The sequence below is a fragment of the Rahnella sp. BCC 1045 genome, assembly GCF_019049615.1.
Lineage (GTDB): Bacteria > Pseudomonadota > Gammaproteobacteria > Enterobacterales > Enterobacteriaceae > Rahnella > Rahnella contaminans.
On the sequence record NZ_JAFMOZ010000082.1, the window covers coordinates 1 to 22,317 of the forward strand.

Sequence of the window (22,317 nt, forward strand, 5' to 3'; positions counted from 1 at the left end):
AAATTAATTTTGATTTAAATACTTTTACGGATGTTTTTGGGGATTGTATGAACTTCAACAAAATGAAAAAAAACGCGCTGGCGCTGTTAATTGCCAGCGTTCCTGTTTTATTGCCTGTCAGGGAAAGTCTGGCTGAAACGCTTTCCGGAGAAAATAGCGTTAAATACCCTGATCAAAGTAGTGATAATACAAATCTGCAAAAAGATGACACCATTGAAGTTAACGGAAGCTCTTACAGCGAACCTTCGGGATATATTCCCGGCTATGCCGACGTGGGGGCTTATCAGGGACGCGATATGATGGATGTTCCCGCCTCAGTCAGCGTCGTTTCCAAAGATATTATTCAGGCGCAGCAGGGCACGGGCTTATTTGACGCTTTGCGAAATGTGGCGGGTATTGTTCGCCAGCAACAAAGCGGAATTGCTTACGACCAGCTTTCCGTTCGCGGTATTAATCTGGATAACCGCTCAAGTTATATGTTTAACGGCGTTCTGCCTTTTGATAATAACCTGCCGATTCCGATGGAAGATAAGGAGCGGATGGAAGTGCTGAAAGGCGCATCGGCACTTTATTATGGCTTTGTCGCGCCCGGTGGCGTGGTGAATATGGTGACCAAACGGGCGGGGCAGCAGCCTGTCAGAACGGTGACGTTTTCGACCGATGATAATGGCTCGTCCCTCGCGCACGTCGATCTGGCTGACCGCTTTGGTGAAGAGAAAAATTTTGGCGTCCGCATCAATGCCGTCACCAATAATATCCATACGCCGATAGACGGCGATAATGGTAACCGCCGGATGTTCAGCGCAGCATTGGACTGGCAGGCGACGGATCGGCTTTTGCTCAAATATGACTATGAGTCAATCCGCGCACGTATTACTGAGCAGGCGGCAATCGCCACGCCGACCGCCGTTAATGGCGTCATGACCATTCCTTCAATACCTGATCCGAAAAAGCTGTTATCGATGAAAGGGAAAGACACGCATTCCTCGGCAGAAACGCACTTACTTCAGGCTGAATATGCCCTGACCGATAACTGGACGGGTAAAGTCAGCGCCGGGCAATCGCGTACCAAGCGTGACCGCTGGTTGTGGGTCTTTGATAATTACAATGCGCAGACCGGCGAGGGAACGGTTTATGGTGCCGATCAGCCTGGCCAGGATTATCTGAACCAGAACGTCCGGGCGGAAATTAAAGGCACGTTTGATACCGGTTCCGTTGAGCATGAATTGTTATTTGGCGGCAGTCAGAACCGTCTTTACCAGCCGAGTTTTGAAACCTACATGTATTCTGCTGCGCAGAATATGTATGACCCGGTGACCATTACATCGCTGACGCGTGCGGCTAAAAACAGTAAAAAAACGCTGACTGACCGCAGCTTTAAAGAACAGACTATCCGCGACGGCGGCCTGTTCCTGCAAGATTGGATCACGCTCAACGATCAGTGGCAGGTGACCGGCGCTGTGCGTTACGGGCGCTATACCAGCCAGCAGCTTGATGCGGCTTCCGAAGATGTTCACGCGGTTACGCCAGCCGTCAGCGTGCTTTATAAAGTCACGCCGGATATCAGCCTGTACGCCAGTTATGTGGAAGGTCTGGAATCGGCGGGAACGGCACCATCAACCGCCGCTAACGCCGGAGAATCCCTGAAAGCGGCGGTCAGCAAACAGAAAGAAGTGGGGATCCGCACACGGGTTTACGGTGAACTTTATGCGTCGGCGGCTTATTTCGAGCTGAAACAACCGTCTGCCAGTACCGGCGATGATCTGATTTATTCCCTTAACGGCGAAGCACGATTTCGCGGCGGGGAATTCTCGCTTCAGGGCGACGTCACGGAAAATACGTCGGTGATGGGTTCTGTCATGTTGCTGAGTGCGGAAGTCACCTCAACCACCAATGAAAAGCTGCTGGGGAAAACGCCGGAAAATACGCCGAAAAAAGTGGCGAACATCTTTATCAACCACAAGCTGGATTTCATTGACGGTCTGGCGGTTAATGGTGGCGCGTATTATGTCGGCTCACGGCCGGTGAATGCCCAGAATCAGGCGTTTGTGGCGGGCTATACGACGTACAATCTGGGCGCGAGTTACACCACTAAACTGGCGGGAACCAGGGCCACATTCCAGGCCACCGTGAATAATGTCACCGACAAACGTTACTGGAGCGCGGCAGGCAGTGGCCAGCTGGCGGTCGGGATGCCAAGAACGTTACTTCTTTCCTCAACGTTCGAATTTTAACTTCGCAGGCAATTCCGGGCGGGCGGCAAATAAGCTGCCCGTAATCTCCCTCACGATAAATTCTGCACGTCTGATTTAGCTTTTCGACTTTTTATCCTAAATTACCTGCTTATTCGCTGACCCGTTTTATTTAAGCCTAAAAAACCCCGATGTTCGGCCCATTAAAACCGGTGCTTTCAGTAGCTCTGTGATATCCAACTCGACTACTATAAATAAAAATCAATCATTGAGTCTTCTCGGGTATGGCATATTTTTCTACAGATGAAAGTCTCGTTCGTGAGCGTTCTGATCGTTTCTTACGACGAATGTACTTAATGCGCATACTTGGCACTTTTCTCTGTTTTTTCCCCATTGCCTCGGTGCTTTTAGAACGCGAAGCTTCCTGGATCCCGATGGGTTTTCTGGTGCTGAACGCGTTTGTCTGGCCGCACGTTGCAATGCTGATTTCCCGCCGTTCCAGGCATCCTAATCAGGCTGAATTCAGAAACCTGGCGTTCGACGCCATTGCCGGTGGCGCATGGGTCGCGCTGATGGGCGTGTGTCCGCTGCCATCTGCGATCATTACGTCTATTCTGGTTGCCGACCGGTTTTCTGCCGGTGGCTGGCAATTACTGCGCCGTGCTGCGCTGTTTTACTGCGCCGGATTTATCCTGTGCTGGCCGCTTTCCGGAATGAGCCTCTATACCGAAGTGAGCGACCGGACGTTATGGCTGACGCTGCCGCTTTCCACGATTTACATTATTGCGTTCAGCGCCGCCAATTATTCGATTTCCCGCAAACTGCGCGATAAGCAGCACGAACTGGAAAAATCGGCGCTGATGGATCCCTTTCTTGGCCTGCCTAACCGGCGTTTGCTCGATCGCCGCCTGATGCTGGAATTTGAACGTTCAAAGCAGGATCTGGCCTGCCTGATGGTGCTGGGCGTCGATGATTTGAAAATGGTGAATGACCTGTTCGGACGCGAAGCGGGCGATTATGTTTTACGATCGGTATCAACTATTTTGCGTAAGGAAACGGCTGAGCACGATTTTCCAGCCATACTGGGCGGTGACGAATTTGTGGTAATACTGCCGGGCATTTCCGAAGAAGAAGCGTATGCGGTCGGATACCGGTTGTTGCTGAAAACCTCGGAAATTCGTCTGTCGCAGGATTCTGGTTTTCAGTGCTCGATGAGCATTGGCGTGGCGACATCCAGAAATCATGAGAATTACAATCAGTGGCTGGCCGCCGCCGAACGGGCATTGATAAGCGTGAAAAAGAATGGAAAAAACAGTATTGGCAGCGCGGGCAGGGCTTAGGCCGTTGTTCATCTACACTGAATAGAATGGAAGATGTCTCGGGATAAATAATGAAAAATATCAAAATAATGATGGTAGCAGCGGTGGCAGCAGCAACTTTATTGGCAGGATGCTCATCGATTGATGAACCCGTTGGCGCGGAAGTCTACCGGCCTGCAAACTTTGATGCGTCTTTTGTACAGGGGCAGGCAAGCTATGAGTCTTCCGTGTTTTCCATTCTGGAACGTCAGCGCCGCGCGGATACCTATAAAAAGATCTTCGATTTTTGTACAGGGAAATTCCAGACGCTGGGTGAAAGCAATGACGGCGACCGGGTACACATAAGATTTGCCTGTCTGCCGAAACCGGCGACGCAAAGCACGTATTCAAATCAAAACACTTACTCAATTCAACAAAAATCCCCGTCGCTGTACTGAGGCCGGCTGTGTAAAACGGATGCAGCGACCGGCGGGAAACGGAGTCAACGATGAGCAAGGAAAGACCCGACTTTATCGCCAACTGGCGTGAGCTCGAAGGCCCGGACGACAGCAGTTATCCGGGTGATGATGAACTGATGTCGATTGGTGCACCGCTCGGCAAAGCGCTGGGGCTGACGCGTATCGGCATTCATCACGAACGTCTGCTGCCGGGGCGACGTACCTGTTACGCGCATGCTGAAAGTTCTGAAGATGAGTTTGTTTATGTGCTGGAAGGCCAGCCTGACGCGTGGATAAATGGCCACCTGCACAGGCTTAAACCTGGCGACGCGGTGGCGTTTCCCCACGGCACCGGCATCTGCCATACGTTCATCAATAACAGTGAAGAAGAAGTACGTTTGCTGGTCGTTGGCGAAGCGAATAAGCCGGAAAACCGCATTCATTATCCGCTCAATCAGGAATATGAAGCAACGCGTAAAGACCGCTGGCTGGATGTGCCTGAACAGGAACTGGGTAGCCACGACGGTTTTTCAGATTCGAGAAGAGAAGCCAACAAAAAGCCGGTGTAAAAACCGGCTTTTTTGGATTCATTCATAAAATTGAAGATGCGCTTACTGGATACCCAGTGACTGCCAGCGTTGCTGACAATACGGCATCATGCGATGAATTTTCAGGCTTTGCGCCTGGTGGCGGTTCAGGGAATAACCCTCCGGCGTAATCTCTAAAGTGTCGCCGGTTTGCAGTGTAAAGTCGTTATCGACAGACAGGATCAGCTTCAGGTTTTTGAATGCCTGAATGCAGATATATTTCAGTCCGGTCTGTGGGATACTCAGGATATCTATGATTTTCCATTCCATATTCTCGCTCCTTTCCTGTTGCTGCCTGATTTCTGTGTCCCCTTTTCTACCTCAGATCCACGTCATTTTTTGTCATCACAAGGTAATGATTTCTTTATAGGCGTTCAGATAATTTGAATGCTTGAACTGACTCACAAAAAGAAGGCAAGAGAACCCTTCGGGATCGCATATTCGGATTTTTCGGAAAGATGGTGAATCATCTGTGTTTGAAAAACGCTTGAAATGACGTGAGCAAAACAGTTATCTAAACCCCAAGTCTGACTTTTAATTTATTTCTCAGGACGGGAAGGACGCAACAATATGACCACAGATTCACGCGAATCAGATTTACGCAAAACAGTGTCAGAAATCGGGCAGGACGAATTTATCTGGCTGGAAGGATTGCGCAATGAAAAAGCGCTGGCCTGGGCACATGAGCAAAATTCGGTCACACTTTCTGCTTTCACGCACGGAAAAGATTTTGACCCGATCCGCGAAAAAGTGCTTCAGGGGCTGAATTCCCCCGAGCAAATTCCGGGTGTCTGGAAATGCGATAACGACTGGTACAACTTCTGGCAGGATGCGAAAAATCCAAAAGGATTACTGCGCAAAACCACGCTCGATGAATTCCGCAAAGCCGAACCGCGCTGGGAAACGGTGCTCGACGTCGATGCGCTGGGTAAAGCCGAAAATATTGAATGGGTTTTCTCGGGCTTCTTGAACCTGAAACCGGGCTTTGAGCGCGCTTTCGTTGTGCTTTCTCCGGACGGCGGCGATGCCTGCGAAGTCCGCGAATTTGATTTGAAAACCAAAGAATTTGTCACCGGCGGTTTTTATCTGCCGGTAGCCAAAAGCCGCATCAGCTGGATTGATGTCGACCATATGTTTGTCGCCACCGATTTTGGCGAAGGTTCGATGACCGATTCCGGCTATCCGCGTATCGTGAAAATCTGGCAACGCGGAACGCCGCTCAGCGAAGCGGTGACGGTTTACAGCGCCGGGCAAAAAGACATGATGGCTGCGGGTTATCAGGGATCTGACGGGGACATTAAACGCAATTACGTGGTGCGGGTTATCGACTTCTATCATCGCGAAGTTTTTCTGGTGGACGAGACCCGCTCGCTGGTCAAAATCGACATTCCGGACGATGCCAAATTCACCACCTGGCAGGAATGGATCCTTATCGAACCGTCCAGCGAATGGCAGGTGAATGGCCAGCGCTGGCCGTCAGGTTCATTGCTGACGATGAATTTTGACGCCTTTATGGCAGGTGAGCGCACGCTGAAACCGCTGTTTGTTCCTGATACCGGTTCCGCGCTCAGCGGCGTGACGCAAACCCGCGATCAGCTCAACGGTTACTCACATACCCGTGATCACATCATTCTCAGCCTGACCCGTGATGTGGTAAATCGCCTTGAAGTGCTGACACCAAAGAATGGCGAATGGCAGCGTGAACCGTTCGGGCATGTGCCGGAGCTGAGTAAAATCAGCGCCTGGGGCGTGGATGATAAAACCAACGAATACTTCATGAGCGTCAGCGGTTTCCTGCAACCCGCCAGCCTCTCGCTGGGCAATCTGGACAACGGCGCTAACGCCGAAGCCGAATTGCTGAAACAGGATCCGTCGCATTTTGACGCCTCCCGCTATCAGGTCAGCCAGCACTTTGCGCAATCTGACGACGGGACGCGCGTGCCTTATTTCGTGATCAGCCGCAAAAATGTGGTTTATGATGGCAAAAATCCGACGCTGTTATACGGTTATGGCGGTTTTGAAGTGTCGCTGGAGCCGTATTATCTGGGCGTGAGCGGCGTGTCGTGGCTTGATCGCGGCGGTGTTTTCGTGGTCGCGAATATCCGTGGCGGTGGCGAGTACGGGCCTGAGTGGCATAAAGCCGCGCTGAAAGAAAAGCGCCTGCGTGCGTATGAAGATTTTGCTTCAGTGGCGAAGGCGCTGATTGCCAGCAAAATCACGTCACCGGCGCATCTGGCGGCGCAGGGCGGCAGTAACGGAGGCCTGCTGGTGGGCAATATGCTGACACGCTATCCGGAACTGTTCGGCGCGATAGTCTGCGAAGTGCCTCTGCTGGATATGCAGCGCTACACGCAGATTTCCGCGGGGGCGTCGTGGATTGCCGAATACGGCGACCCGCAAAAGCCGGAAGAGTGGGCGTTTATCCGCGAATTCTCGCCATATCACAATATCGACCCGCAGAAAAAATATCCGCCGGTATTGTTCTCGACCGCGACCAGCGATGACCGCGTCGGGCCGGATCATGCACGAAAAATGGCCGCGAAGATGCAGGCACTGGGTATTCCTGACGTGTATTTCTACGAGAACACCGAGGGCGGGCACAGCGCGGCGGCGGACAAAACGCAGTCGGCATTTAAACGTGCTCTGGTGAGCGAGTTCCTGCTGCATTTCATCGGGCGTAAACCGTAACTTCCGCGCACGGCGTTACATGACTGGGCGGGGAAAATTTCCCACTCAGTCATATTTCGACATGTTTTATCAGGCTTTTTCCCTTCCAAAAGCGTTGCCTCGCCCTTCATTCCTTGTTTATTATTTTCGCTTCATTTGATAACAATTATCAAAATCATTTCTTATTCATTCTCATTTTCGGGGATTTGCATGTTAAAGAATACCGCTCGCGTGCTGTCTGTCGCAGGTCTGATGGCCGCTTCATTTTCCGCTTTTGCTACCACCTATCCGCTAACTGTTACCGATCTTAGCGGGCAGAAAGTGACGCTCGACAAAGCCCCGCAGCGCATCATCTTGCAGGATGGCCGCGATATTCTTGCGCTTGCCGTGCTGGATAAAGCCGATCCGTTTAAGCGCGTCGTGGCGTGGAACAATCTGCTGAAGACCACCGACAGCGGCACCTGGGACATGCTGAAAAGTAAATGGCCTGAGTCGTCCAAAATCCTGGATATGGGATTCACGGACAAAGGGCAGGTTGATCTGGAAACCGTGATTTCCAAAAAACCTGACCTGATGATTGCGCAGGTACGTGCGAAGAATTCTCTGGCACAGGCGGGTGTTCTGGATAAACTTGCCGCGCTGCACATCCCGGTTGTTTTCGTTGACTACGAAGCGGATCCGGCGAAAGACACGGCACCGAGCATTGAGCTGCTGGGTAAAATTGTGAATAAGGAAGACAATGCCCGCGCGTACACCGCGTTCTATAACGAGCACTTCCAGAGCATTCAGAAAGCCGTTGCTGCTATTAAAAACAGACCAAACGTGTTCATCGAGCCGATTGCCGGTCGCGATGATTCCTGCTGCTTTACTCACGGCGACGCGGGCTGGGGCAAACTGATTCAGGCGGTAGACGCCAATAATATCGGCACCAAATTGCTGCCGGGCGCATCAGGCACGGTTTCTCTGGAGCAGGTGATCAGCATGAAGCCGGATGTTTACATCATGACCGGTTCCGCGCGCCCGAGTAAAAACGGTTCCGTGACCCACATTCTGCCGTTCGGTTATGGCGCGAATGAGGCCAGCATCGACAAGGAAGCGAAAGTTCTGCTTTCCCGCACCGGTGTGGCGCAGATCCCGGCGGTCAGCAGCCAGCACGTTTACGGCGTTTACCACCAGTTCTACAACCACCCGTACAATATCGTCGGGATGGAATATCTGGCGAAATTCATTTATCCGGAACAGTTTAAAAATCTGGATCCGGCAAAAACCTACCACGACCTGGTGCGTAACTACACCAATCTGCCGGATCAGGATTTCATTCTGGGCTGGTCACCGAAGAAATAAGTCTTTGAGCCTCCCCGCCTGTGGTCTCGCAGGCGGGTTTTCAACCCCGTCACGGCGCTTCTGCACAAACTTTACCTCCGTCACATTTGTTGACACTCCGTTAATTCATACAAAAATATAACTGTATTACTGTATCTGCATAACGCCGACTGGCGTAGTACGACACATCAACAAGGTGAATTTATGCAATCTGAAGAACAGCGTTTAATTGACGGGCTTTTTAGTCGTTTACAACAGGCTGAGTCCAATACGGCACCGCGCGATGCGGAAGCTGAACGTGTGATTCAGGCCCATATCCGCCAGCAACCGTCAGCCCCTTATTACATGGCGCAGGCGATGATTATTCAGGAAGCGGCGCTGACCAAGCTGAATGCTCAGGTGAAGGAACTGCAACGGCAAAACGAACAGTTGCAACAGCAGGCACAGAACGCGAAACCGCAAAGTACCGGTTTCCTCGCCGGGCTGTTTGGCGGTGGTTCGGCACAGCCTGAACCCGCGCGTCAGTCTTCACAAGGCAGCCAGCCAATCCCGGGTACGCAAGCCTGGGGCGCACAGCCTCAGCAGCAACAATACGCGCCACAACAGCAGGCTCCGGCTCAGGCCGCGCCACAGGCACCGGGCTTTCTGGGCAGCGCATTGCGGACTGCCGCCGGTGTTGCGGGTGGGGTTGTGCTGGCAGATATGCTGACCGGAATGTTCCATCACAGTCAGCCGCAGGAAATCGTCAATATCATTGAAGAGCCGCCCGTGCAGGATCTGAATCCTGCCGACAGCAGTTTCCTCGACAACTCACAGGGTTTCGACAGCAATATACCGTCCTGGGAAGATGCCTCGTTGCGTAACGATAATTCGGATTTAGGGTTTGGTTCTGACGACTTTGATTCCGACGATTATAGCAACGACGATGATTCGTTTTTCTAACCGCTTGATGTCAGAAGGCTATTAAAGGCCGTTCTGACAGCAGAAAACGGCGGCAGAAAGTGAAGAGTGAGAGCTTTATCGCTTATTGCCATCAGAATTCTGGACAAAAGTTAAATCTGTTGCTGTACTGTATTTGACACACGTTTTGTGTCCAACATTCACGTAAAGGTAAGTTTGATGTCTAAGATTAAAGGTAGCGTTAAGTGGTTCAATGAATCTAAAGGTTTTGGTTTCATTACCCCTGAAGATGGCAGCAAAGATGTTTTCGTTCATTTCTCTGCTATTTCCAGCAATGGTTTCAAGACCCTTGCTGAAGGCCAACGCGTAGAGTTCGAAATCACCAATGGTGCCAAAGGCCCGTCGGCTGCTAACGTTATCGCTATCTGACTTTAGCCGATTTCTTAAAAAACCCGCCGAAGCGGGTTTTTTTTTGCCTGGACATTAGTGCGTATAACGGTAAACCCTTACGCGGTTTTGCGCACCAGCGTCACGAACATCAAAATAGCGATCGCGTAACAGCCTAAAATCGTCAGGCCCATGGACAACGCAGGCATGCTGCCAAAACCGGTGACCGGTACGGCAATCGCACCCAGCGCAAACATACACACGCCAAGCAGCGCCGACGCGCTCCCCGCATTTTTCCCCTGACTTTGCATCGCCAGCGACCCGGCGTTCGGCCCGATAATCCCTATCACCATCACCGAGAAGAACAGCGGAATCAGCAGCGTCACCAGCGGCGCATTCAGGCTGGCAGCCATCACCAGCGCAACAGATGCCACGGCCGCTATCACTAACCCGGCTTTAACGAGCGCCATTTCACCGAAACGGCGGCTGAGGCGCGTGGAAACCTGCGCAGAAATCACCAGCCCGATACCGTTAATGGCAAAACACAGGCTGAACATCTGCGGGCTAAGATGGTAAATCTGTTGCAGTACGAAAGGCGAAGCGCCGATGTAGGCGAACATCCCCGCCATGATAAAACCTTGCGTCAGGCACAACCCCATAAACGGACGGTGTCCCAGCAGGCTGAAAACGGAACCGAGCATGCTGAAAATACCGCCTTGCGCACGGCGTTCCGGCTGCAAGGTTTCATGCAGTTTCAGGGATGAGAAGCTGAACAGCAGGATGGCAATAAAGGCCAGCACAGCGAAAATTCCCCGCCAGTTCATCCAGCTGAGCATGGCGCCACCCAGCACCGGCGCGATAATCGGCGCCAGTCCGTTTACCAGCATCAGCAGCGCGAAGAACCGTGTGAGTTCATGGCCGTTATACAAATCTCTGGCGACGGCGCGTGAAAGCACAGCGCCGCCTGCGCCCGCAATGCCCTGTAACAGACGGGCGACAATCAGCTGATTGATGTCCTGCGCGACGGCGCACCAGACCGATGCCGCGAGCAGTAACGCCAGAGACCACAGCAAAGGGCGCATGCGGCCATAACGATCGCTGAGCGGGCCAAATAATAGCTGGCCGAAACCGAGGCCGAGTAAACCCGCGGTCAGGCTCAGCTGAGCGCTGGCGGTGGAAGTGTTGAGATCGCCGGCCATTTCAGGCAATGCAGGCAAATATAAATCTGTACATAGCGGGCCGAGGGCGGCAAGCGAGCCGAGAACCAGGGCATAACCGAGGCGTTTTTCTTGCAGATGAGCGCTCATGGTAAAAGTTTATTCCAGTTTGCTGGTGGTTAAATCCGTGTCAAAGAGATCCTGGAAGTAGCGATTGTATAAAGCTTCCAGATGCTCTGCGTCGGCGTGAACGGTAGTCATACGTCGGAATGCGGTGCCTTCACAGATCACCGCCAGAGATTCGACTTTTGCCGTCATTTCAGCCTCTGAAAATTGCGGGAAAGTTGCACTGAGAAGGGATTTTGCTTCGCTGAACAGTTGTTTTTCTGAATCGCGCCAGATTTTTTCCACGATAGGATTGCGGGTCGCTTCTGCGGCAACCTCAAGCATCAGCGCGTGGTCAATCTCTGCCTGTTCTTTTTGTTCGATACACTGATCCTCTTTATAAGGCGCGCTTAAATTGCCAATCCGGCGGTGTGCCAGGTTATGAGCAACCTGCTGCAAGTTATGCGCGTTGCCGGTCATCAGGCGGATTTTCTTCATCACGATGCGACGAACAATTTCTTCGATGATGGCGTCTTTATTGGCGAAATACCGGTAGATCTGCCCCACACTGAGCTGCGACGTTTTGGCGATTTCGGCCATGCCTGCACCATGAAAACCGTGTTTGCGAAAACACAGCCGGGCGGCGGCAATGATCTGGTCGCGTCGCGCACTGATGCGCGCGTCTTTACTGCAAAGTTGTGGGTGAAGCATGGATACCTGGCACCTCTGTTGAAAATGAGTGTGAACGATCATTCTCAATTATAGGCAATAAGGAGGAACAGGTAAATATTTGTATTATGAAGGGAATGAAAAGTGACGCTTCGTATCAGTGTGTTTTCACGGATTCAGAAAGGCCGACGGCGCATCCATCAGGAATGCGCCGTCGGCGGAAAAGGGTGTACTACGGGCGCGCAGGGCGCATCTGTCTAACTAAAATATGCCTGTAAAAAAGCCACTACAGTAAGAATACAGAGGGCAACAACCAGAAATTCAGAAGACGTTTTTGGAACAGAAAACATGGCATACCTCAATTTATAAACCTGAGCTGGTTTTGCCATTATCTGCAGATAACATGAAGGAAACATTAAGAAACGCAGAGAAGAGGTGAAGCTATGTCACAAATTTGTTACAGCGATGCCCGTTGTCATAAAAAAGGCATCGCCGGAAGGTAGGATCAGTGCGACGTGTACCAGCTGACCAGCATGAAGCCGAGCAACGTCAGGGCAATCGAGCCGAAAAGATTAAGCGCGATATTGAGCAGGGCATCGCCAAAACGGCCCATTTGCAACAGCGTAACAACTTCCAGGGAAAACGTGGAAAAGGTGGTCAGCCCGCCGCAGAAACCGGTCGTAATGAGCGCTTTAACCACCGGATCGACGCTGTTCATGCGGCCAAAAATCGCGATGGCCAGGCCAATAATAAATGCGCCGATGAGATTGACGGCCAGTGTACCGAGAGGCACCACAGGCGTGATCACATTCATTTTGAGCCCGAGATACCAGCGAGCGACACTACCAACCGCACCACCAATCAACACAGCAAGAAAGGTACTGAACATAAAAAAAACCTTAAAAAAAAGTGAAATTCAGAAAGGCCCGGGCACGACGCTACGAACCTCTCACGAGATTGCGTAGACATCATCAGCCGGTAAAGGCGGTTTGGGAGGAATGTCATCTCCATATTGCAGGCAGTAAGTTTACCGTGTGTGATAGCAATTGTGTAGCCGCGAATGAGAAACAGATTTTAACAAGGAAATAGTCATGTTAATCAGAGAAGGTGATGTAAACGACGCACAGGTTCTGGCGGGATTACTCGGCGATTTGGATTATCCCAATACGCCGGAAGCGATCGCTGAGCGGATTGTCGTAATGGCCGCCAATCCGGACAGCCGTTTGCTGGTAGCCGAGAGCGAAGGGCGCGCCGTCGGTTTTATTTCGCTGCATTTTATCCCGCAAATCGCCCTCGCCGGTGAATTCTGCCGGATCAGTTATTTGTGCGTGAGCAGTGAATCGCGTGGCGAAGGTATCGGGCAACAATTGCTCGATGAGGCTGAAAGGCTGGCCGGCGACCGTGGCTGTGACCGGATGGAAGTTCACAGCCATACGCGTCGTGTCCGCGCGCACGTGTTTTATGCCCGCGCGGAATATGAAGAATCGCCTAAGTATCTGATGAAAAAGCTGACGCCCCGCTGACCATCATGCGCCCAGCGCCAGAACGATGGCGTCGGCAATCAGGTCCACTTTCTCAGGTTTAATCTGGCTGGTGCTGATACGGATAAACTGCCCCGGCCCAATGCGGCTGCGCTCGCCGGGCAGAACAGCAATGCCGCGTGCCGCCAGCGTGACCAGCGCAAACTGTTCCGACGGAACGGGGATCCACATTGCCAGCCCGTCGCGTTCCGGGATATTTACTCCGCGAATGCGCAGCGCGTCAGACATCGCTTTGCGGCGCTGAGCGTAAACCGCTTTCGCATGGGCAATGCTTTCCTGCGTTTTAGAATCCTTGATCAGCCACGCCAGAGCTTCCTGCAAAATTCGGCTCGACCATCCCGCTCCGAAGTTCCGGAATGATTTGATTTGTTTGATCAAATCCGTCGAACCGGAAATCACCGCCAGCCGTAAATCCGGCCCGTAAGCTTTGGAATACGAACGGACATGTACCGTGCGATCCGGCAATACGCTGCCCATGCTGACGGGCGCGTAGCGGGATAACTGCCCGATGCCGTCATCCTCAATAATCAGCGTATTGGTGTGGCGGAGAATTTCGGCCAGCTCCGCGTAACGCTCCGCATTCATGGCGTGGCCGCAGTGCGAATGGGTGCGCGGCTGGTAAATAAACGCGGACGGATTTTTGGACAACGCCAGACTCAGAGATTCCGGCGTCGGGCCGAACTCATCGCATTTTACCGGGATCACCTGCGCGCCGAGATTATCCAGCATATCGAGCAAACGCGTGGCGGTCGGGTCTTCAATCGCCACGACGGAACCTTGCATCAGCAGGGTTTGTAGCGTGAGGTTCATGCCGTCAAATCCGCCGTCGGCAGACATGAACGCCGGTGCGTCGTAAGGCCAGTCCTGACGTGCGGCTTCCAGCAGCGAAGGCGCGATGGCTTCGCGCTGATAGCTATTCAGGTTATCTGCGCCAACGCCGTGCTGCATGGCTTCTCGCAAATCAGGCAAAAGCGCCGGATCGGGCGATGACAGCGCGAGATCCGCAATAATATGCTCGCCAAAGTTACCGATTTTTTCAAACCTTGCCGGGCGGGGCGACAGCATGTCACCGCACACCCAGACGCCGTTGCGGCCTCGTCCGGCGATCACTTTTTGGCGCCGAAGCTGACCCCAGGCGGCAGATACCGTGGCCGGGCTGACGCCCAGCGCCTGCGCCAGTTCACGGACAGCGGGCAGATGCGTGCCGATCTCGATGACGCCGGACCGGATCATCGCCGCTGTTTCAATTGCAATGCCCCGCATCGAACGATCCTGTAATTGTGTCGCTAACCATTCTGCATCCAGCGTTTTTTCGAGGGGTTTATCTGCCATGTTTTTGCCTTTTGTTCAGTAACAAAGATTCTATTGTACATATTAATTTATGCCATTAGTATCAAACTTAGCCAACGGAGGCGATAAAATAATCACATTACGCTGAACATGATCTCCTTCGTAAAAGAATTTGGTGCGTTTCCGATAAGGTTTGTAAACGCACAGTTGTCTTTCTGCATATCAACCATGCTGACACTTAAGGGGATAGATGTGACGATTACCATCAGGCTGGCTGTTCGTGACTGGGATTATTTTACGCCGCTGGCGTTGGGCGACCTTAAACCTGAAGGGTTTAATCTCGAGATAGATCGCGTGGGAACGCTGGTGGATAACCTGGCGACCAGTGATAAATATGACGCAGGTGAAGTCTCTTTCAGCCGTTATGCGCAGGGGCGGGCTCGCGGTGAATCTGATCTGCTGGCAATCCCACACTTTCTGATGCGTGGTTTCCGCCAGCGCTGCATCATCACCCGTGAAGACAGCCCGCTGACCGAACTTTCTCAGCTGGCAGGCAAGCGCATTGGCCTGACCGGCTGGCAGGATTCCGGCAACACCTGGACCCGTACGCTGCTGGCGCTGGAAGGCGTCGGTATTGAAGACGCAAACTGGTACGTTGGACGTCTGACGGAATCGCATCCGGTTGTCGATCGTCTGGCCGGGTTTGGTCGCGAAGGGCGCATTGAAGCGGTGCCCGAAGAGCGCCCGATGATGGAACTGTTGCAGGAAGGCTGGCTGGACGCCGTATTCACGCCATTCATGCCTGACGGTTTCTTCAAGCCTGATTCCGGTTTCCGTCAGTTCCAGCCTGATTTCCGTGCGGCAGAGCTGGCCTATTTCAACCGCGTGGGTTACATCCCCGGCATTCACCTGCTGGCGATTAAACCTGCCCTGGCCGAAGAACATCCGTGGCTGCCGCAGGCGCTGAGTGAAATCATCGACCGTTCTTATCAGGTCTGGATGGATAAACGCGCAAAATATGCTGATACCACACCGTGGTTGCTGGACGACTTGCGTCGTACGGTGGTTGATTTACCTGCGGACTGGAACGCAAACGGTTTCGCCGCCAATGAAAAAATGATCGACGATTTTGCACATGAATTGTATGCCCAGAAGCTGACGGCGCAGCGCCTCACACCGGCTGATTTGTTCCCTCAGTTCGCCGCACAAAAGTGACGGGAGAGTAAAAATGAAAGTTGCATTAGGTCAGTTTGCTGTTTCCCGCGAATGGGAAGCCAACGTTGAAACCTGCCTTTCGCTGATGGCGAAATCTCTGGATGCAGGCGTGGATTTACTGGTGCTGCCGGAAGGTATTCTGGCGCGCGACATCACCGATCCTGATCTGGTTCTGAAAGCCGCACAACCGCTGGATGGTCCGTTCGTCAGCCAGCTGGTGGCCGCCAGCCGCGGCAATCAGATGACGACCATGATGAGCGTTCATACGCCTGCACCCGATGGTCGCGCATGGAACGTACTGATTTCTATCAGGAATGGTGAAATCATTTCAGAATACCGTAAGCTGCATCTTTACGATGCGTTCTCCTCGCAGGAATCTAAAAACGTCACGCCGGGCAGCGATGTACCACCACTGGTTGAGGTTGCCGGGTTTAATGTCGGCCTGATGACCTGTTACGACGTGCGTTTCCCTGAGCTGGCGCGTCGTCTGGTACTTGATGGCGCGGACGTCCTGGTCTTGCCGGCTGCGTGGGTCAAAGGTCCGCTGAAAGAAATGCATTGGGAAGTGCTGGTCACAGCCCGTGCGCTGGAAAACACCACGTATATGGTCGCTGTCGGCGAATGCGGTGAACGTAATATCGGTAACAGTATGGTGGTCGATCCGCTGGGCGTGGCGATTGCCCGCGCGGCTGAAGCCCCTGCACTGGTTTTTGCTGAGCTGGACAAAGATCGTCTGGCGCATGCCCGTAAAGTATTGCCTGTGCTGGCGAACCGCCGCTTCGGTTTGCCGCAACTGCGCAATGACTGAACCTGACTGCAGCCGGTCCTCAACGGTTGCACCGTCCGGTGAATAAAGCCGTACCGAGCGCCTCACCAGGGAACTCGTTTTTCATAAGACTTAAACACGATCTGAGCCAGGGAAGGTTTTCATTATAAATACACAACATTCATAAACTCACAGACCGACTTTTTACACAGAGGAATAAGAAAATGATGGCAAAACAATTACGTCAGGCTGCTGCACTGACCGCTGCATTACTTTCCGTAACGTCCATGAATGCCTTTGCTGCTGAAACGGTGGCGATCCCGGCTCAGACGATGGATCCGGCAATTCACGCCAAATTACCTGCGGATATTCAAAAATCCGGTGTGATGACCTCTGTGAACAACGGCTCGTTTCCTCCGTACGAAATCGTGACCGGGGCGAATGGCCTGGATGGCGCGAGTGCGGATCTGGCGCATGCACTGGCAGAAGTGCTGGGTGTGAAAATTGAGCACGCTTCCGTAAGCGGTTTATCCGGCATCCTCAGCGGAATGGCTGCAGGGCGTTATCAGATGGGTATCGGCCCGATTGGTGATTACCCGGATCGTCAGGCGAAAAATGATTTTATTGATTTTGTGAAGGAGTTCGTGGTGTTCGGCGTGCGTAAAGGCAACCCGGAAAACATCAATTCTCTGGATGATACCTGCGGTAAACGCATCGCCGTCATGGCGGGCGGATCTGCCGAACAGGTGATCCGTAAGCAGTCTGAAGTGTGCGTGAAAGACGGTAAACCGGCGGTTACCGTGCAATCTTTCTCTGACCAGCCTACCTCGATTCTGGCCGTGCGTTCTAACCGTTCGGACGCGTTCTTCTCTTCTCAGGCACCGCTGACCTATTTCGTTGAGAAAGCGAATGGCCAGCTGGAACTGACCGGCACCGGCAAATCCAACGGTTTTGGCGATATTTTCCAGGGAACGGTGGTCGCGAAGGATTCTCCTGTACGTGACGCTATTCTGGCGGGATATCAGAAACTGTTCGATAACGGGACTTACGCCATCATCATGAAAAAATGGGGTCTGGAAGGCAACATGATCCAGGCGCCGGGGATCAATCTGGCAAAGGCACAACCTAAATGACTGATAAAACGTATAGTTCAAAGCCGGCAGTCAAGGACGACTATACGCAGGATCCACGACGTAACGTTGAATTCTCCCACGCGCCACGCAACATTGGCCGCTGGATTGCGTGGATTGTCGCGCTGCTGATTGCCGCCGATGTGATTTGGGCCGTTTCGCATAACCCGAATTTCGAATGGCATGTGGTCGCGCAGTGGTTCACAGAAGCGACGATCATCAAAGGCCTGGGCGTTACGCTCGGCCTGACCGTGGTGTCCATGTTGATCGGGGTGTTCATCGGCCTGATGCTGGCGATCGCCCGTTTGTCTGACAGCCTGTTGCTGCGCAAACTGGCCGGTTTATACATCTGGTTTTTCCGTGGCACACCGCTGCTGGTGCAGCTTTTATTCTGGTACAACATGTCGACGCTGTTCCCCCGCGTAGTGATCGGCATCCCGTTTGGGCCGGAATACATGAGCTGGAATACCAATGATCTGATCACCCCGCTGACGGCGGCGATTGCCGGTCTGGCGCTGAATGAAGCGGCGTATATGGCGGAAATCATTCGTGCCGGTTTGCTGTCGGTTGATAACGGTCAGGCCGAAACGGCGCAGGCCTTCGGGATGAGCCGTGGCCGTGCGCTGCGCCGGATTATCATTCCACAGGCGATGCGTTCGATTATTCCGCCAACAGGTAACCAGCTGATCAGTATGATCAAAGCGACATCGCTGGTCAGTGTGATCGCAATGGGCGATTTACTGTACTCGGTGCAAACCATTTACAACCGCACCTTTGAAGTGGTGCCGATGTTGATGGTGGCGGTGGTCTGGTATCTGCTGATCACCTCAGTGCTGAACCTCGGCCAGTCGGCGATTGAACGTTATTATTCCCGTGGCACACGCCGCACGGTGGCGAGCGCCAAGCGTCGTCAGGAAAATGCGGAAGAAAAAGGGGTTCCTGTTATGAATCCACCAGGCCTGGCCCGCAAGGAGGACTTATGAGTCAACTTTCTACCGACGCGCAGTCATCCGAAACGGCATCTCTGGTTGTAGCCCGTAATGTGCATAAAAGCTATGGCGATAACGAAGTGCTCAAAGGCATTGATCTGGATGTCAAACCCAGCGAGGTGGTGGTGATTTTGGGGCCTTCCGGGTCCGGGAAATCCACGTTCCTGCGTTGTATTAACCATCTGGAAGATATCGACCGTGGCTCAATCATGGTGGGTGGCGAGCAAATTGGTTACGAGCTGCGTGGCGACAGGTTGCATAAATTATCCGAACGGGCGATTGCGCGCCAGCGCCGTGATATCGGGATGGTATTCCAGCAATTTAACCTGTATCCGCACATGACCGTTTTGCAAAATATTATTGAAGCGCCGGTCGGTGTGCATAAGGAGAGCCGCCATGAGGCCGAAAAATATGCCCGTGAGTTGTTGCAGAAAGTCGGGCTGAGCGACAAAGCCGATGCTTATCCGCGTCATCTTTCCGGTGGTCAGCAGCAACGAGTAGCGATTGCCCGCGCGCTGGCGGTGAAACCGAAACTGATGTTGTTTGATGAGCCGACATCGGCGCTCGACCCTGAACTGGTGGGTGAAGTGCTGGCGACGATGCGTGATCTGGCGCAGCAAGGACTGACCATGATTGTGGTCACGCATGAGATTGGGTTTGCAAAAGAAGCGGCTGACCGGGTGGTCTTTATGGATCGCGGTTATGTAGTCGAGCAGGGTGCTGCGGATGAAGTGCTGGTCAATCCGCAGCATCCGCGTACTCAGGCGTTTCTCAGCCGCTTTATCTGACGTTTACAACAGGAAAACCAGACGGGCTGATACCGGGCGGAACCGGGCAAGATTAACTTGCCGTTTCCACCCGGTTCCGCCCGTTTTTTTTGGCTTCATACAATGCGTGGTCAGCGGCATTCAGCCAGTGTGTCGCGGTTTCCTGAACGTCATCACATTCAGCAATACCCGCGCTGATGTGGATTCTCAGGTCAGGATGTTGCGGAAACAGGCTGTTATCCAGCCGGCTTTGCAAACGTTCTATCGCGCGCCGGGCCTGTAGCTCCGTGCTGTGCGGCAAAATAGCGGCGAACTCATCACCCCCAAACCGGCCGATAATATCGGCGGCGCGCATCGTATGCTGTAGTTCCTGCGCCAGCAGAATAATGGCCTGATCACCGACGCTGTGCCCGTAATTGTCGTTGATGGCCTTAAAGTGATCGATGTCGATCAGCACCAGCGTGGTTTTATGCCGGTAGCGGCGGAAGCTTTCCAGCTCGGTGTTAAGCAGCGATTCCCAGTGGCGACGGTTGTACAGCCCGGTCAGTCCGTCGCGCACACTGATTTGCATGATGGCCTGTTTATGTTCGGCCAGTTTTCGGGATGTGCGGTAGGTGACGTTGCCGAGAAAAATCGGGTAAATCATGATCATTGGCAGGCAGAGATAAAGCTGGAACGGCGTGGTTTCGGGCATGAAGGGGATATCGGCGACAAGCAGTAGCGCAATGGCAACCGTGATTTGCGCGATAACGCACCGGAAGAATAACCGCTGGCCGCCTGCGGAGATATTATTCATGCCCATCATGGCAAATATGGTGGCAGAGGGCAGGGCGTTGAAGCCCATCACTGCAATCCATATGCCGCCGAAAATGGCGTCGGCCTTCAGGTTGTTGATTTCACTGTTAAACGGGCTTGCCGAACGCTTTGCTTTCCAGTAGGCAATGTGCGGCCAAATGAATCCGTTTAAAAACAGCAACAGCCAGAGCCAGACGGGCGTTGTGTGCTCAATCATCACCGAGCCGACACAAAAACTGCCCGTTCCCAGCCCGACGATGCGGGGCAAATAAGTCCTTTTGGCAAAACGTATTCCGGAATGATGAGTATCGTTAACCAGAGTCGTATGAAGCTTTTTCGGCATCGGTTCTCATTACAGGGTCAGTTAACCCGGGTTAATAATCTGGTCGAAATCAAATTTGAAGGTGTTTTACAGATTTTAAAAACTGAAAGACTTTATGAGCGTGCTATTCAAGCTCATAATAGCTTACTCTGGTCACAATGCGCACAGTTCTGGATCCGTTCTGTTACATTTTCGGGTTGTATTAACGTCGCGAATGGCCGTTAATAACGGCAAATTGTCACTGCTGTATTCCAGCACTCAGTGTAAAGAAGGTATGTATGGAAGGTCTAAGTATTACTAAATTGTTGGTGGTCGGCGTGCTGATCGTTCTGTTGTTCGGTACCAGCAAACTGCGCTCTCTGGGCGGTGACCTGGGTGCAGCACTGCGTGGCTTCAAGAAAGCCATGAATGATGATCCGGCGCCTGCTGAAAAAACCACTGCCGAAGAAAAACCAGCCGAGCGTGTCGAACACAAAGACTGAGTTTTTACGGAATTAATTCCGGTTACAAATTTCGGGCATTAAAAAAGGTTGTTCTTATGAACAACCTTTTTTGCGTTTTGGGCATCAAGAAGTAACGAGATATTACTTCACTTCTAACCCTTTGGCTTGCAGATCGGCGTGATAAGACGAACGCACGAACGGGCCACAGGCGGCGTGCGTGAAGCCCATTTCCATCGCCGCTTCTTTCATCTGGTCAAACTCTTCCGGGCTGACGTAACGCTGCACCGGCAGGTGGTGACGGCTGGGTTGCAGATACTGACCCAGCGTCAGCATGGTGACGCCGTGGCGGCGCAGGTCACGCATCACTTCGATGATTTCTTCGTTTGTCTCACCCAAACCGACCATCAGGCCTGATTTGGTTGGGATTTCCGGATGCGCTTCTTTGAAACGTTGCAGCAGCGTCAGTGACCATTCGTAGTTAGCGCCCGGACGAACCTGACGGTAAACGCGCGGCACGTTTTCCAGGTTGTGGTTAAACACATCCGGCGGGCTGGCGTTGAGAATATCCAGGGCGCGATCCATACGGCCACGGAAATCGGGTACCAGTGTCTCGATTTTGATGGTCGGGTTTTTAGCGCGGATCGCCGTGATACAGTCGGCAAAGTGCTGCGCGCCGCCGTCACGTAAATCATCACGGTCAACCGAGGTGATGACGACATAACGCAATCCCATATCCGCGATGGTTTGTGCCAGTTTTTGCGGCTCATTGGTATCCGGCGCGGTTGGACGACCGTGTGCCACGTCGCAGAACGGGCAGCGGCGGGTACAAATTGCGCCGAGGATCATGAAGGTCGCGGTGCCGTGGTTAAAGCACTCTGAAAGGTTTGGGCATGCGGCCTCTTCACAAACGGAGTGAAGGCCATTCTTGCGCAGTGCGGATTTAATGCCCTGAATTTTCGTTGAGTCCGCAGGCAACTTGATTTTCATCCATGCCGGCTTACGTAACATTTCCTGCCGGTCACTGACCACGGTTTTCACCGGGATTAACGCCATCTTATCTGCATCGCGGTATTTGACGCCGCGTTCCATCTGAATCGGTTTACTCATAATCTTGCAGCTTCCAGGTTCGTCTCTCGTAACTCGAGTTTTTTCAGGACATTCAATGAACTGGCTGATTCATCAAAAAAAGTAGAAATAATGCGGAAATTATATCATTGAAGCATCACCGGATTCAGCCTTTACACATAGCCTGAAGTGCTAAACGCTGCATTTTTTTAACCTGAAGAAGATTTTTTCCTGAAAAAACTATTCTTATT

22 protein-coding genes and 1 riboswitch are annotated in these 22,317 nt (G+C 52.6%); of the genes, 15 read left to right on the plus strand and 7 right to left on the minus strand.

Annotation, left to right across the window (positions count from 1 at the left end; translation table 11 throughout):
* Positions 1-47 precede the first annotated feature (47 nt).
* The 4 genes from J1782_RS01945 to J1782_RS01960 all read left to right on the plus strand — a co-directional run bounded on the left by J1782_RS01945 (position 48) and on the right by J1782_RS01960 (position 4,517).
* A complete protein-coding gene (locus J1782_RS01945; protein WP_217152269.1) occupies positions 48-2,234 on the plus strand; it encodes a TonB-dependent siderophore receptor in 2,187 nt (728 codons plus the stop codon).
* Positions 2,235-2,548: 314 nt separating this feature from the next.
* Positions 2,549-3,532, plus strand: coding sequence for a diguanylate cyclase (locus tag J1782_RS01950; protein WP_235937368.1), 984 nt, complete (start codon positions 2,549-2,551; stop codon positions 3,530-3,532).
* 50 nt (positions 3,533-3,582) lie between these two features.
* Complete coding sequence (locus J1782_RS01955; RefSeq protein WP_152326416.1) at positions 3,583-3,948, plus strand: hypothetical protein; 366 nt, start codon at positions 3,583-3,585, stop codon at positions 3,946-3,948.
* A gap of 50 nt (positions 3,949-3,998) precedes the next feature.
* Positions 3,999-4,517: a cupin domain-containing protein gene (locus J1782_RS01960; RefSeq protein ID WP_152326417.1), complete on the plus strand. Its 519-nt coding sequence runs from the start codon at positions 3,999-4,001 to the stop codon at positions 4,515-4,517.
* A gap of 42 nt (positions 4,518-4,559) precedes the next feature.
* On the opposite strand, the gene J1782_RS01965 is transcribed toward J1782_RS01960, so the two are convergent.
* Positions 4,560-4,805: a hypothetical protein gene (locus J1782_RS01965; protein ID WP_104922965.1), complete on the minus strand. Its 246-nt coding sequence runs from the start codon at positions 4,803-4,805 to the stop codon at positions 4,560-4,562.
* A 300-nt stretch (positions 4,806-5,105) separates the two neighbouring features.
* Between J1782_RS01965 and J1782_RS01970 the strand changes: the two genes are divergently transcribed.
* From J1782_RS01970 to cspE, 4 genes are all read left to right on the plus strand, one after another.
* Complete coding sequence (locus J1782_RS01970) at positions 5,106-7,223, plus strand: prolyl oligopeptidase family protein (protein ID WP_208952032.1); 2,118 nt, start codon at positions 5,106-5,108, stop codon at positions 7,221-7,223.
* A gap of 189 nt (positions 7,224-7,412) precedes the next feature.
* Positions 7,413-8,546 (plus strand): ABC transporter substrate-binding protein, encoded by a 1,134-nt coding sequence (locus J1782_RS01975; protein WP_208952031.1) that lies wholly within the window; start codon positions 7,413-7,415, stop codon positions 8,544-8,546.
* Between the two features lie 183 nt (positions 8,547-8,729).
* Entirely contained in the window at positions 8,730-9,467 is a 738-nt protein-coding gene (locus J1782_RS01980) for a DUF2076 domain-containing protein (RefSeq protein ID WP_217152270.1), read from the plus strand.
* 177 nt (positions 9,468-9,644) lie between these two features.
* Positions 9,645-9,854 (plus strand): transcription antiterminator/RNA stability regulator CspE, encoded by a 210-nt coding sequence (gene cspE / locus J1782_RS01985; protein ID WP_009636912.1) that lies wholly within the window; start codon positions 9,645-9,647, stop codon positions 9,852-9,854.
* 77 nt (positions 9,855-9,931) lie between these two features.
* Here the strand turns inward: cspE and J1782_RS01990 are convergent, their stop codons facing one another.
* The 3 genes from J1782_RS01990 to crcB form a co-directional block, all read right to left on the minus strand.
* A complete protein-coding gene (locus J1782_RS01990) occupies positions 9,932-11,119 on the minus strand; it encodes a multidrug effflux MFS transporter (protein ID WP_152326421.1) in 1,188 nt (395 codons plus the stop codon).
* A gap of 9 nt (positions 11,120-11,128) precedes the next feature.
* Positions 11,129-11,785 carry a TetR family transcriptional regulator gene (locus tag J1782_RS01995; protein ID WP_208952030.1) on the minus strand — a complete coding sequence of 219 codons (657 nt, stop codon included), beginning with the start codon at positions 11,783-11,785 and terminating at the stop codon, positions 11,129-11,131.
* Between the two features lie 463 nt (positions 11,786-12,248).
* Positions 12,249-12,632, minus strand: coding sequence for a fluoride efflux transporter CrcB (crcB, locus tag J1782_RS02000; RefSeq protein ID WP_217152271.1), 384 nt, complete (start codon positions 12,630-12,632; stop codon positions 12,249-12,251).
* 66 nt (positions 12,633-12,698) lie between these two features.
* A riboswitch (Fluoride riboswitch) is annotated at positions 12,699-12,761 on the minus strand.
* A 73-nt stretch (positions 12,762-12,834) separates the two neighbouring features.
* Between crcB and J1782_RS02005 the strand changes: the two genes are divergently transcribed.
* The gene (locus J1782_RS02005) at positions 12,835-13,266 is read left to right on the plus strand and encodes a GNAT family N-acetyltransferase (RefSeq protein WP_208952029.1); all 432 of its coding nucleotides are present in this window, start codon (positions 12,835-12,837) and stop codon (positions 13,264-13,266) included.
* A gap of 3 nt (positions 13,267-13,269) precedes the next feature.
* Here the strand turns inward: J1782_RS02005 and J1782_RS02010 are convergent, their stop codons facing one another.
* On the minus strand, positions 13,270-14,616 hold the full coding sequence (locus J1782_RS02010; RefSeq protein WP_217152272.1) for an aminotransferase class I/II-fold pyridoxal phosphate-dependent enzyme: 1,347 nt from the start codon (positions 14,614-14,616) through the stop codon (positions 13,270-13,272).
* Between the two features lie 210 nt (positions 14,617-14,826).
* On the opposite strand from J1782_RS02010, the gene J1782_RS02015 reads away from it, so the two are divergent.
* The 5 genes from J1782_RS02015 to J1782_RS02035 all read left to right on the plus strand — a co-directional run bounded on the left by J1782_RS02015 (position 14,827) and on the right by J1782_RS02035 (position 19,462).
* Positions 14,827-15,789, plus strand: coding sequence for a nitrate ABC transporter substrate-binding protein (locus tag J1782_RS02015; RefSeq protein WP_371819725.1), 963 nt, complete (start codon positions 14,827-14,829; stop codon positions 15,787-15,789).
* Between the two features lie 13 nt (positions 15,790-15,802).
* Positions 15,803-16,597, plus strand: coding sequence for a deaminated glutathione amidase (locus J1782_RS02020; protein WP_217152274.1), 795 nt, complete (start codon positions 15,803-15,805; stop codon positions 16,595-16,597).
* A 182-nt stretch (positions 16,598-16,779) separates the two neighbouring features.
* Positions 16,780-17,688, plus strand: coding sequence for an ABC transporter substrate-binding protein (locus J1782_RS02025; protein WP_152326427.1), 909 nt, complete (start codon positions 16,780-16,782; stop codon positions 17,686-17,688).
* Positions 17,685-18,668, plus strand: coding sequence for an amino acid ABC transporter permease (locus tag J1782_RS02030; protein WP_165059410.1), 984 nt, complete (start codon positions 17,685-17,687; stop codon positions 18,666-18,668). Before J1782_RS02025 ends, J1782_RS02030 begins: the two co-directional genes overlap by 4 nt.
* Positions 18,665-19,462: an amino acid ABC transporter ATP-binding protein gene (locus J1782_RS02035; protein ID WP_254302890.1), complete on the plus strand. Its 798-nt coding sequence runs from the start codon at positions 18,665-18,667 to the stop codon at positions 19,460-19,462. The genes J1782_RS02030 and J1782_RS02035 overlap by 4 nt, the downstream gene beginning before the upstream one ends.
* Before the next feature lie 52 nt (positions 19,463-19,514).
* Here the strand turns inward: J1782_RS02035 and J1782_RS02040 are convergent, their stop codons facing one another.
* The gene (locus J1782_RS02040) at positions 19,515-20,579 is read right to left on the minus strand and encodes a diguanylate cyclase (RefSeq protein WP_152326430.1); all 1,065 of its coding nucleotides are present in this window, start codon (positions 20,577-20,579) and stop codon (positions 19,515-19,517) included.
* Positions 20,580-20,836: 257 nt separating this feature from the next.
* Here J1782_RS02040 and tatE point away from each other — a divergent pair, with 257 nt between their 5' ends.
* The gene (gene tatE / locus J1782_RS02045; RefSeq protein ID WP_095921144.1) at positions 20,837-21,040 is read left to right on the plus strand and encodes a twin-arginine translocase subunit TatE; all 204 of its coding nucleotides are present in this window, start codon (positions 20,837-20,839) and stop codon (positions 21,038-21,040) included.
* A 102-nt stretch (positions 21,041-21,142) separates the two neighbouring features.
* On the opposite strand, the gene lipA is transcribed toward tatE, so the two are convergent.
* Positions 21,143-22,108 (minus strand): lipoyl synthase, encoded by a 966-nt coding sequence (gene lipA / locus J1782_RS02050; RefSeq protein ID WP_217152275.1) that lies wholly within the window; start codon positions 22,106-22,108, stop codon positions 21,143-21,145.
* Between the last annotated feature and the right edge of the window lie 209 nt (positions 22,109-22,317).